General features: G+C 74.1%; 8 protein-coding genes. All 8 read right to left on the reverse strand.

Translation table 11 applies throughout. From position 1 onward, the window contains the following. Positions 1-117 precede the first annotated feature (117 nt). On the reverse strand, positions 118-5,739 hold the full coding sequence (locus GPJ59_RS00400; RefSeq protein WP_219664092.1) for a type I polyketide synthase: 5,622 nt from the start codon (positions 5,737-5,739) through the stop codon (positions 118-120). A 5-nt stretch (positions 5,740-5,744) separates the two neighbouring features. Then, on the reverse strand, positions 5,745-7,511 hold the full coding sequence (locus GPJ59_RS00405; RefSeq protein ID WP_219664093.1) for a fatty acyl-AMP ligase: 1,767 nt from the start codon (positions 7,509-7,511) through the stop codon (positions 5,745-5,747). Positions 7,512-7,537: 26 nt separating this feature from the next. Then, positions 7,538-8,173 (reverse strand): GNAT family N-acetyltransferase, encoded by a 636-nt coding sequence (locus GPJ59_RS00410; RefSeq protein WP_219664094.1) that lies wholly within the window; start codon positions 8,171-8,173, stop codon positions 7,538-7,540. Next, positions 8,173-9,438 (reverse strand): beta-ketoacyl-ACP synthase II, encoded by a 1,266-nt coding sequence (fabF, locus tag GPJ59_RS00415; protein WP_219664095.1) that lies wholly within the window; start codon positions 9,436-9,438, stop codon positions 8,173-8,175. Before fabF ends, GPJ59_RS00410 begins: the two co-directional genes overlap by 1 nt. Before the next feature lie 86 nt (positions 9,439-9,524). Continuing rightward, a complete protein-coding gene (locus GPJ59_RS00420) occupies positions 9,525-11,048 on the reverse strand; it encodes a class I adenylate-forming enzyme family protein (protein WP_219664096.1) in 1,524 nt (507 codons plus the stop codon). A 144-nt stretch (positions 11,049-11,192) separates the two neighbouring features. Continuing rightward, the gene (locus tag GPJ59_RS00425) at positions 11,193-11,282 is read right to left on the reverse strand and encodes a class III lanthipeptide (protein ID WP_219664097.1); all 90 of its coding nucleotides are present in this window, start codon (positions 11,280-11,282) and stop codon (positions 11,193-11,195) included. Positions 11,283-11,372: 90 nt separating this feature from the next. Next, on the reverse strand, positions 11,373-11,462 hold the full coding sequence (locus GPJ59_RS00430; RefSeq protein WP_199838249.1) for a class III lanthipeptide: 90 nt from the start codon (positions 11,460-11,462) through the stop codon (positions 11,373-11,375). A 91-nt stretch (positions 11,463-11,553) separates the two neighbouring features. Then, positions 11,554-11,643, reverse strand: a complete 90-nt coding sequence (locus GPJ59_RS38810; protein WP_199838249.1) for a class III lanthipeptide — start codon at positions 11,641-11,643, stop codon at positions 11,554-11,556. Positions 11,644-11,649 lie beyond the last annotated feature (6 nt).

The following is an 11,649-nucleotide window of genomic DNA, read 5'->3' on the forward strand; positions in this document are numbered from 1 at the left end:
TCCTTCGGTTGCGCCCGCGGTCGTGGGGCCGCGGACGGGTGGTGGTGTTGCGATGCGGTCGGGGTGGGCGGTCCGTCCCAGGCGGGCGTGACTCGGCGGCCCGGTCCGGACGGCCCGTCAGCGAGCGGTGCCGGCCCCGGTCCCGTCCAGGAGTTCCAGCAACGTCTCGGCGAACCCGTTCACGGTGGGGTTGTCACGCAGGGCGGTCGGGCGCAGCCCCGGCACCAGCGCCTTGAGGCGGCGGATGACGGTCATGGTGCGCAAGGAGTCAAGGCCGAGGTCGAAGAACCGGTGCTCGGGGTCGAGCGCGGCCGCGTCCGGCAGGTCCAGCGCCGCGGCCACGACCTCGCGCACCTGGCGGCGCAGCAGGGCGCGGCGTTCGGTCCGGTCCGCGCGTTCGAGGGCGGTCCGCAGCGCCACAGTGGCGTTCCGGCCGTCGGCCGACACCGACGCCGGGGCAGGGGCGGTGCCGGCGGCCGGCTCCACGAGCAGCGGGGTCGGCGTGCGGGTCGCGTAGGCGGCGGCCAGCGTCGGCCAGTCGGCGTCGGCCACGACCCATTGCGTGACCGGGGCGCCGATGACGTGGTCGAGGGCCGCCACGGCGCGTTCCCCGTCCATCAGGCGCATGCCGGTCGCCGTGATGAGCCCGGCCTCCGGGGCGTCGTCCAGGCCGGTGGCCCACGTGCCCCAGTTGACCACGTGCGCGTCCCGTCCCGCCCGGCGCCTCACGTGCACGAGCGCGTCCTGGAAGGAGCCGGCGGCGGCGTAGGCGGCCATGGAGTGGGAGCCCAGCAGTGCCGTGGTCGAGGAATAGCACAGGAACTCCGCCGACGGCAGGTCAGCGCTCAGCCGGTGCAGCAGGGCGGTGCCCGCGACCTTGGGCCGCAGCACCTCCTCGAGCCGCCGGGCGTCGAGCTCCGCCACGGGCGTGACGTCCTCCGTGAAGGCCAGGTGGTAAATGCCGCACAGCGCGGGGAGTTCGGTGCCGAAGCGGGCGAATAGGGCCTCCATGGCGTCCTCGTCGGCGACGTCGGCCCGCACCGCGGTGAGCTCGGCACCCGCCTCGCGCACCGCGTCGACCACCGCGTCGGGGACGCCGTTGCGGCCGACCACCACCAGGTGACGTGCGCCGAGCCGGACGAGTCGCCGCAGCAGGAGCAGCCCGATCCGCCCCGATCCACCGACCACCAGATGCGCGCCGTCCGGGTCCGCGGGCCGTGGCCGCGAGGGGTCCGGCAGCGCCGCACGGACCAGGCGCGGCACGAGCCGGACGCCGTCGCGGTACGCGCACTGCACTCCGGCGGTGCCCGCGGCCAGTTCAGCGCGGACGGCTGCGGCGCCGACTTCGGTGCCGGAACTCCCGGTGAGCCCGCCCAGGTCGATCAGCCCGCCCCAGTCCTCCGGATGTTCGAGGGCGAAGCACCGGCCCATGCCCCACAGTTGAGCCTGAGCGGGGTCGGGGTCGTGGTCCCCGGCGGCCTGCGCGAGCGAGGTGACCAGCCAGAGGCGTGCACCGCCGCCCCGGCCGCCGAGGGCCTGCAAGAGGTGCAAGGCGTCGGCGGCGAGACGGACGGCCGCCTCGGCGTCCGCCCCGTTCCCGGCAGCCGTGTCGAGCGAGCCGCAGTGGACGATGTGCTGTACGTCCGCCAGGGAGCCGAGCCGGTCCCGGACGGCCTCGGCGGACAGCCCGGCCAGCTCCGCGGCGTCCGTCGTCCGGCAGGGCACCCCGGATTCCCGCAACCGCGCCACGAGCGCCGCGCCGACGCCGCGCCGGTCTACGACGACCAGCACCGACCCGTCCCGCCCGCCCGGACCGGATCCCGCCGCGGACGGCGGTGCGGGCAGCGGCTCGGGCTGCCACTCGACCCGGTGCACCCAGGCAGCGGGGACCCGGGCGGGCGTGCCGGTGCGCCGCAAGCGCACGCCCCGGGCCCAGCCCACCCGTACACCGTCGCGGTACCAGTCGAGATCGGCGGCCGCGGACCCGTCGGGTTCGTCGCGGGTCTCGGCCGTCACGCGGAGGACGGCCACCGCGGCCGCCGGGGCCGCGCTGCCGGCCACGAAGCGGAAGCGGTCCACTCCGGTGACCACGGCCGCGCCTGCGGCCTCCTGCTCGTGTCCGTGCGGGAAGCAGGCGGCGAGTACCTGGAATCCCGCGTCGAGGACCGCCGTACCGGGCCGGAGCCGCGCCTCCCGGGTGCCCTCGCCCGCGGGAGGGCGCACCTCGGCCTCGGCGGCCCCCTCGCGCTGCCAGAGCCGGTGCAGCGCCCACAGCGCCTCGCCGTACTCGATCCCGGCGGCTGCCAGGCCGGCCCGGTGGTCGGCGGGGGCCACGGCCGCCGTCCCCGCGGGATCCGCCTCCGTGCCCCGGGCCCCCGGGGCCGGCAGGTCCGCCTGGAGCGGTTCGGCGCCCTGCACGGCGTCCGGGTGGAGACGGGCCGACGCGCAGAGCGTCCACTCCCGCTCCCCGGCCGCACGGGCGTGCACCTCCATCGAGGCGGGGCCGCCTTCGCCGGTGGCGGCCCGCAGGCAGGTCTGGACGGTGACAGGGACATCGGGCGGGAGCACGAGCGGGGCGTGCACCGTCAGGTCACGGACGGTGACGGGCCCCAGGCCCGCGTGTTCCGCGACGTCAAGTGCCGTCCGCAGGTACGCCGACAGCGGCAGCAGGGCATGCCCGCCCACGCGGTGCTGATCGAGGGGTCCGCACCATCCGGTGCGCAACTCCGTCTGCCACAGGACGGTTCCGGGCACGGCGGGCACCTCGGTCATCGCCCCGGGCAGCGGGGGCGCCGTGGGGGTGACCCGCGCGGGCCCGGCCGACGGCCGGGCCGTGGTCCAGTACCGGCGGCGCTCCCAGGGGAGGCGTGGCAGGTCGAGCAGCCGGCCGTCGCGGGCCCACTGTTCCCACGGCAGGTCCGCCCCGAGGCAGTACAGCTCGCCGAGGGAGGTGAGGAAGGCTTCGCGCGGATCGGTGTCCCGGCGCAGCGTCGGCAGCACGTGTCCGGGCGCCCCGGCATCCCGCAGGGTCGCCGCGACGTCCCGGGTCAGCACCGGGTGGGGGCTGACTTCGACGAACGTGGTGAAGCCCGCGTCCACCGCACGGCGCACGGCATCCGCCAGCCGGACGGGGGCGCGCAGGTTGTCCGCCCAGTACGCGGCGTCGCACAGCGGGTCGGTCCCGTCGCGCCCGCCCACGGTGGTGAAGAAGGGGATGGCGGGTGTACGGGGGCGCAGTTCGGCCAGTGCCTCGCGGAGCGGCGCGAGCAGCGGATCCATCTGGGGCGAGTGGGAGGCGACGTCCACCCGCACCGTGCGGGCGTTGACCTCATCGGCCTCGCACAGGTCGACGAGCCGGCGTACCGCCCCGGGGTCCCCGGACACGACCACGGCGAGCGGCCCGGGCACGACGGCGACGTCGACGGCCCCGTCGAGCCCGGTCCGGGCGAGGCGGGCGCGCAGCAGGTCCTCGGGCTCCTCCACCACCGCCATGACGCCGGCCCCGGCGACCCTGGTGAGCAGCGACGACCGGCGACAGACGACCCGTACGCCGTCGATGGCGTCGAGGGCCCCGGCGACAACGGCGGCAGCCACCTCGCCCATGGAGTGCCCGATCACGGCTGCGGGCCGCACCCCGTGCGCCCGCCACATCGCGGCGAGGGCCACCTGCACGGTGAACAGCAGCGGCTGTACGGCGTCGACACCCTCGGGCAGGCGTCCCGAGCGGAGCACCTCCTCGACCGAGAAGCCGGCTTCCGCGCGGACGAGGGGGTCGAGGTCGGCGACGCTGCGGGCGAAGGTCGGCTCCTCACGGAGCAGGCGGCTTCCCATGCCCTCCCACTGAGAGCCCTGTCCGGAGAAGACCCACACCGGACCCGGGCCGCCGCCCGTGGGGGCGGGGGAGGCGGTCTCCGCGGCGTGGGCGCGCAGGCCGCGGACGAGCGCGGCACGGTCCGCGGCGACCACGGCCGAGCGGTGCGGTTCGTGGGAGCGACGCAGAGCGAGCGTGTGCAGGACATCGGTGGGCGAGGCGTCCTGGTGGTGCGCCAGCCAGTCGGCCAGCCGTCCTGCGTGGGCGCGCAGCGCGGCGGGGGACCCCGCCGAGAGGGGGAACAGCAGCGGCCGGGTGGGGCCGGCGGTCCGCCGGGCGGCGGGAGCCGCATCGCCCGCGGGGGCTTCCTCGACGATCAGGTGGGCGTTGGTGCCCCCGAAGCCGAAGCCGCTCACACCCGCACGGCGTGGCCGGTCGGGCCGGGGCCGCCACGACGTGTTGGCCGTGACCACCTTGACGGGGAGGCGGTCGAACGGGATGTGCGGGTTGGGACGGTCGAAGTGGAGGCTGGGCGGCAGCTGCCCGTGGGCCAGGCACAGGACGACCTTGATGAGGCCGGCGACTCCGGCCGCCGCCTCCAGGTGCCCGATGTTGGTCTTCACGGAACCGATGAGCAGGTCGCGGGCGCGACCTGCGGGGGCCAGCGCCGCCGTGAGTCCCTCGACTTCGATGGGGTCGCCGAGCTCGGTGCCGGTGCCGTGCGCCTCGACGTAGTCGATGTCGCCCGCCTCCAGGCCGGAGGCCGCGGCCAAGGCACTGCGGATCACGGCCTGCTGGGCGGCCGGGTTGGGCGCCATGAGGCCGTTGGTGGCACCGTCCTGGTTGACCGCGGAGGCGCGCAGCACGGCGAGGACGGTGTCACCGTCGCGCTGCGCCAGCGAGAGGCGCTTGAGGACGACCAGCCCACAGCCCTCGCCCCGCCCGTAGCCGTCCGCGCCGACGGCGAACGCTTTGCTGCGCCCGTCGGCCGCCATGACCCCGGCGTCCTCGAAGTTGACGGTCGCCGCCGGTGACAGCAGCAGGTTGACCCCGCCGGCGAGTGCCAGGTCGCACTCGCCGTTGCGCAGGCTCTGCACGGCGAGGTGCACGGCCACGAGGGAGGACGAGCAGGCGGTGTCGACGACCATGCTGGGGCCGTGCAGGCCGAAGGTGTAGGAGATCCGGTTGGCAATGATGCTGAGCGCGGATCCCGTGCCGCTGAAGGCGTCAACGCGCTCGATGTCGTTCATCTGCAGGACGCCGTAGTCGGAGGCGGAGGCGCCGACGAACACCCCGGTCGAGCTGCCCTTCAGGGAGCGGGGCGGGATCCCGGCGTGCTCCAGCGCCTCCCAGGCGACTTCCAGCATCAGGCGTTGCTGGGGGTCGACGGCCTCCGCCTCGCGGGCGGAGACACCGAAGAACTCCGCATCGAAGGCCGCCGGGTCCTCCGCGAGGAAGCCGCCCCGGGACGGCGTGCGGGCCAGGACGTCGTCGTCGCCTTCGGTCCGGGCGGCCGCCGCCCACCGGTCGGGGGGTACAGTGCCGGTCGCGTCACGGCCCTCGCGCAGCAGGCGCCAGAAGGCGGCGGGGCTGTCGGCGCCGCCGGGGAAGCGGCAGCCGAGCCCGATGACGGCGACGGGCTCGTCGCCGCCGCCCGGCGCGGTAGTGGTCCGTACGCACACGGCCCGCGCGTCATCCGCGCCGACGAGGTGGCGGGCCAGTGAGGCCACCGTGGGTGCCCGGTAGCCGACGACCGGGGACAGCGGGCGGTCGAGCAGCTCCTCCAGCGCGCCGGACAGCTGGACCAGCATCCGGGAGCCGACGCCGAGGTCGGACAAGGGCCGTTCCTCGTCGATGGTGTCGGCCGCCAGGTCGAGTTCGGCGGCCAGCCAGGCGGTCAGCCAGGCTCGCAGTGCCTGCTCGTTCATGGAGGTCACCATTCCGTGTCGTCGCGGTGCAGGGAGGATTCGGCGAAGGCCGTCGCGCAGGACCGACGGCGGATCTTCCCGCTGCTGGTCTTGGGCAGGGCCCCGGGGCGTACGAAGAGCACTTCGGCGGCGTCGACGCCGTGGTGCACGGTGACCGCCCGGCGCACGGCGGTCACCGCCTCGTCCCGGGTCAGGTCCGGCCGGGTGCGGCCCCGGCGGCGTAGCTCGACAGCGATGACGAGCCGTTCGCCGTCGTTGCCCGGCGCTGCGAACGCGGCCACTACGGCGGGCTCCAGCGCGGCGAGCGCGTCCGTGACGGTCGCCTCGACGTCCCCGGGGTAGTGGTTGCGGCCGTCGATGATGACGAGGTCCTTGCGCCGCCCTGTCAGGAAGAGCTCCTTCTCGCGCAGGAACCCCAGGTCGCCGGTGCGCAGCCAGACCGGCCCCGTCGTCCAGCCGTCGCGGGTGGTGAGAACGGCGCCGAATACCTCGGCCGTCTCCTGGGGTCTGCGCCAGTAGCCCGCTGCGACGTTGGGTCCGCTGACCCAGATCTCCCCGACCGTCCCGTCGGGCACCTCGTGTCCGGTCCCGGGGTCGGCGACGGCCACCTGCAGACCGGGAAGCGGGGTGCCGCACCCCACCAGCCCCCAGGCGCGGGGGGCGTCGGGGTCGCAGGGCACGGCCGTGCCCCGCGCGACGGCGTCCCGGTCGAAGGAGCGGATCACCGCACCGTCCGGTGCGGTGGTGACGCCGAGGGTGGCCTCGGCCAACCCGTAGCCGGGAGCGTGACCGTTGAGGGTGAAACCGCACGGGGCGAAGGCCTCGGTGAAGGCCAGGACGCTCTGGGGGCGGACCTGTTCGCTGCCGTTGCACAGGGTGTGCAGGGAGTCCAGGCGCAGGTCGGCGCGCTGTTCGGCGGTGACGCGGCGCACGCACAGGTCCAGGGCGAAGTTGGGAGCCGCGGTCCACGTGCCCCGGTACCGGCTGACGAGCTCGAGCCAACGGTGGGGCCGCTGCACGAACGCGGTGGGGCTCAGGTGCACGGCGTGCGCGCCCACGCTGAGAGGCATGGCCACACCTGTGATCAGCCCGAGGTCGTGGAAGTACGGCAGCCAGGAGACGACGACGTCCTCGGCGACGAGCTGGGAGCGCACACTGCTCTGCCGGGCTGCGGCGAGCAGGTTCTCGTGGCTGACCACCACGCCCCGGGGGGTGGACGTGGACCCGGAGGTGTACTGCAGGTAGGCGGGCGCCTCCGGTCGTACCGGCGGGTGGCCCGCAGGCCCCACCGGCGTCTGCGGCAGCTCGTCGAGCCGTACGACGGGCAGTTCGGCTCCCGAGTCGGTGCGGCCGACCTCCCTCACGGCGTCCGCGCTGTCGGCGGCGGTCAGCAGGCAGGCCGGGGCGCTGTCGCGGAGGACGCCCTGGAGGCGCTCGTTGCTCCGGTAGGCCTCGGGCGCGTACAGGGGCACCGCGATGACTCCGGCGTACAGGCAGCCCAGGAAGCCCACGAGGTAGTCCAGCCCCTGCGGGGCCAGTACGGCGGCCCTGTCGCCCGGAGCGCAGTGGCGCAGCACGGCGTCGGCGACGGCGCGTGCCCGGGCGTCGAGCTGCCGGTAGCTGAGGGTGCTGGGGATGCCGCGCCGGTCCTTCGCGTACTCCACGAAGGTGAAGGCGGGCGTGTCCCCGGCCGTGGCGGCGGTCCGGCGGATCAGGGCCACCAGATCGCCGGCTGCCTCGCCGGGGAGTTGTTCCGGACCTGAGAGTGGCATGTGTGGATCTTTCTCGCGCGAGCGGTTCAGCGCTCGAAGAGGTCGCGCAGGTATGCGGCGGAGCGGTGGTCAAGGTGCTCGGAGAGCATCCGCCGGGCTTCGGCCTTGTCCTCCGCCGGGACCGTGTCGGCCGCCAGGCCGAGTTCCGCCGTCTCGGCCAGGGCGTAGAACTCCTCGCGGAGCAGGGAGCAGGTCACGGCGTCGAAGTGGCGTCCGTCGACGAAGAAGTAGTCCCGCAGGATGCCTTCGACGACGAAGCCGGCGTTGACGACGATCTGCAGCATGTGCCGGTTGTGGGTGCCGAGCGTCATCTGCACGCGGCGGGCGTCGAGCGCGTGGAAGAGGTGGTTGAGGAGGAGGACGTTCGCCTCGACCCCGTAACCCTGGGTCCACAGGCCCGAGGCGCCGATGACGGACCCGATGGTGTAGCTGCCGTGGTACGCCAGCGGGCCCCAGTTGACCGCCCCGATGCGCTCTCCCTCATGGGTGACGACCATCAGGAAGGACATGCCGCCCTGGCGGGCGGCCTGCTGGATCTCGGGCCCGGTGAGCAGTTGCGGGGCGCCCGAGGAGAAGGTGCTCGCGGCGGTCATCGACCAGTCGGCGATGCGCTCGTAGTCGGCTTCGGTGCAGCGCTGCAGCGAGACGAAGTCCCCGCGCATCAGCCCTCCCAGCGGCGGACCGCCAGCACGGCGTTGTGGCCGCCGAAGCCGAAGGAGTTGCTGACGGCCGTGCGAACGGCGTGCTCCTGGGCGGTGCCCGGCACGAAGTTGAGCTCCTCGTCCTCCGGGTCGTCGCAGTTGAGGGTGGGCGGCACGATCCCGTGGGCCATGGCCTGCATCGTGGCGATCAACTCCACCGTGCCGGCCCCGGCGATCAGATGGCCGATCATCGACTTGATCGAGCTGATCGGGATGCAGGTGGCGTGCTCCCCGAACACGGCCCGGATCGCCTCCACCTCGGTGCGGTCGTTGAGGAGGGTGCTGGTTCCGTGCGCGTTGATGTAGTCGATGTCCTCGGGCCGCAGGCCGCCGTCCTCCAGGGCTGCGGTCAGGGCCCGCCGGGCGCCGAGACCCTCCGGGTGCGGGGCGGTCGAGTGGTAGGCGTCCGTCGTGGCCCCGTAGCCGACGACCTCGGCCAGAATGGGTGCGCTGCGGCGCAGCGCGTGCTCCGCCTCCTCGACGACCACGATGCCGGCGCCGGCGCCGAAGACGAACCCGTCGCGGGCGCGGTCGAACGGGCGGCTGGCCTTGTGCGGTTCGTCGTTGCGGCGGGACAGTGCCCGCAGGTTGGCCATGGCGGCCACGTCGAGGCGGCTGATCGGGTCGTCTGCGCCGCCGGCGACCACCGCGTCTACCCGCCCGGAGCGGATCATGTGGACGGCCTCACCGACGCAGGTGGTACCGGTGGCGCAGGCGGTGATGATGGCGCCGGTGGGGCCTTCGGCGCCGAAGCGCATGGCGACCTCGCCAGCGGGGTTGTCTGGGGCGCCGCCGATGGCGTAGTTGGAGTTGATGGACTTGGGGCCGCGCTCCAGCATCCGCTCGACGGCTGCGATGCCGGCGATGTTGGCACCGTAGCCGGACCCGATGAGCACACCGAGGCGGTGCGCGGTCTCCTGGGTCGTCCTGAGGCCGGACTGCTCCATAGCCTGGACGGACGCGGCGACGGCGTAGCGGCCGAAGTGGTCCATGCGGCGGCTCTCGCGCCGGGACATGTACTGCAGCGGGTCGAAGTCGACGACCTCCGCCGCGATGCGGGTGGGAAGATCGGAGGCGTCGAACCGGGTGATCGGCCCGATACCGCTGCGGCCGGCGACCAGAGCGGCCCAGAGGTCCTCGACGGTGTTGCCGAGCGCGGTGACCACACCCGCTCCGGTGATGACGACGCGTCGGCGGCCGGCGCCGCTGTCCGAGGGGTTGGGCATGGGAAGTCCTTCGGTGTTCGTTGAGGTGGCCGCCCTGTCCGGGCATGCGGTGGGTGCGCGCGGCGCAAAGGGGCGCCGCGGCGTGTTCAGTCCTGGGCCGGTGCGGCCGGTGTGACCGGGACACCGGGGCCGGTGGCGTGGGCGAGCCGCCGCACGGCCCACTCCCGCAGCCGCCGGGCGTCGGTCTTGCCCCGGGGGGTGACCGGGAAGCGGTCGGTGACCAGCACGTGGTTGGGGTGTTCGTAGCCGGGCAGCGCCTCGCACAGGCGGCGGCGCCATAGGCGCGGATCACCGGCGTCCGGGTCCTCCACGACGAACACCAGCGCGTGCCCGCGCCGTTCGTGCACGAGCGGGACCACTCGGACCGGCCGGCCGCACAACGATTCCGCCTTGCGTTCCAGGACGTCGGGGTAGAGCGTGTGCCCGAGCCGGTGGACGGCGGCGTTCCGGCCCAGCACGTGCAGGTTGCCCGCCTGGTCGAAACGGCCCACGTCTCCGGTGGGGTGGTCGGTGGCGGACGGGCGCGGTGTCATGCTCCCATCGGCCGTGAGGTAGCCCTCCATGAGGTCCGGGCTGCTGATCCGCACTTCCCCGGCCTCCCCGGCGGGCAGCGGCCGACCGGACCGGTCGACGATGCGCACCTCCAGGCCGGGCAGGACCCGGCCGCAGCCCGACGGGTTGTCGGGGGTGGCGTACGCGAGGTTCCCGGCCTCGGTGCTGCCGTAGCCGTCGAGGAGCGGCCTGCCCGTGGTCTCGGTGAAGTCTGCCTGCAGCCTCGGGTCGAACGGTGCGCCGCCGGTGCACCACATGCGCACGCCGCCGAGCCCTGCCCGCAGTCCGGGACGCCGGCGCATCAGGTTGACGACGCTCCGGTAGGTGGCGGGCGTGGCGTCCACAACGGTGGCCCCGCACCGGGCGCCCGCCTCCAGCGCCCGGTCCAGCCGGGCGTAGGGGGCGACGACGAGCGAGCCGCCGCCCAGGGCCGCGAGGAGCACCAGCGAGATGCCGTACTGGTGGGAGAAGGGCAGCAGGGGGAGGAACACGTCGTCCTCCCGGTAGGGCATCAGCAATCTGGTGCGCTCCAGGTTCCCGATGACCGCCCGGCCCGACTTGACGATGCCCTTGGAGGCGCCGGTGGTCCCGGAGGACCACAGCACGAGCGCGTCCGGCTGCGCCCGCCACCGGTCGAAGCCGAACCGCCCCGGCTCCCGGCTCCCCGGCTGCCGGGCTTCGGCCTGCGCCTCGGCCAGGGCCGCGGTGGTGATGCCGGGGCAGCCGGGGGGCAGGGCCGCACGGTCGTCCACCACGGCGAACCGCACGCGGGCGGCCATGGCCGACTTCACGGTCTCCTGCTCCGTCTGCCCGGGGTCGACGAGCACGACGGACGCGCCCAGGTGGACGAGCCCCAGGAAGGCCACAACCTGGAGGGGAGAGTTCTCGGCCTTCACGAGGACCCGGGTACCCGTGCCGACCCCCCGGGCGCCCAGCAGCTGCGCGGTGGCGAGCGCCCCGGCGCCCGCGTCCTGGCCGCGCCCGGGTTCACGGGCGTCGAGGATGCGCAGGGCAGGGGCGGCACCGCGGTGGGGAGGCACCCAGTTCCGCTGGTCCATGGGAAGTACCTGCTCCTTGAGCGTCGGATGAGGGCTGGAAGACGAGTCCGTGTGGATCCCGTCGTGGGAACGGGGCATGCTGGGGGTGGCGTGAGCCGAATTGGCCTCGGCTCACGCCACCGGTCACCGCCTCGGAGGCGGTCGTCAGCAGTTCTGGCTGACCGTGCTGGCCGCCATCAGGGCCGACTCCTCCTCAGAGGTCTCCAGCTCCTGCAGATCGATGATCGAATCCATCGAGATCACCTCCCTTTGGGAAGCGTCCACCTCTGCCGTACGGGCGGCGTCGAGAGGTGGGGGCGGTCATGGGTACTGCCGGGGAACGGTTCAGCAGTTGTTGCTGACCGTGCTGGCCGCCATCAGGGCGGACTCCTCCTGAGAGGTCTCCAGCTCCTGCAGGTCGAGGATGGACTCCATGGTGTTCACCTCCTTTCGGGGAGGGTTCGGCCTCCGCCGCACGGGCGGCGTCGAGGGGTCGGGGCGGTCATGGGTACTGCCGGGGAACGGTTCAGCAGTTGTTGCTGACCGTGCTGGCCGCCATCAGGGCGGACTCCTCCTGAGAGGTCTCCAGCTCCTGCAGGTCGAGGATGGACTCCATGGTGTT

It is taken from the genome of Streptomyces bambusae (assembly GCF_019400985.1).
In the GTDB taxonomy this organism is placed as follows: Bacteria; Actinomycetota; Actinomycetes; order Streptomycetales; family Streptomycetaceae; genus Streptomyces; species Streptomyces bambusae_A.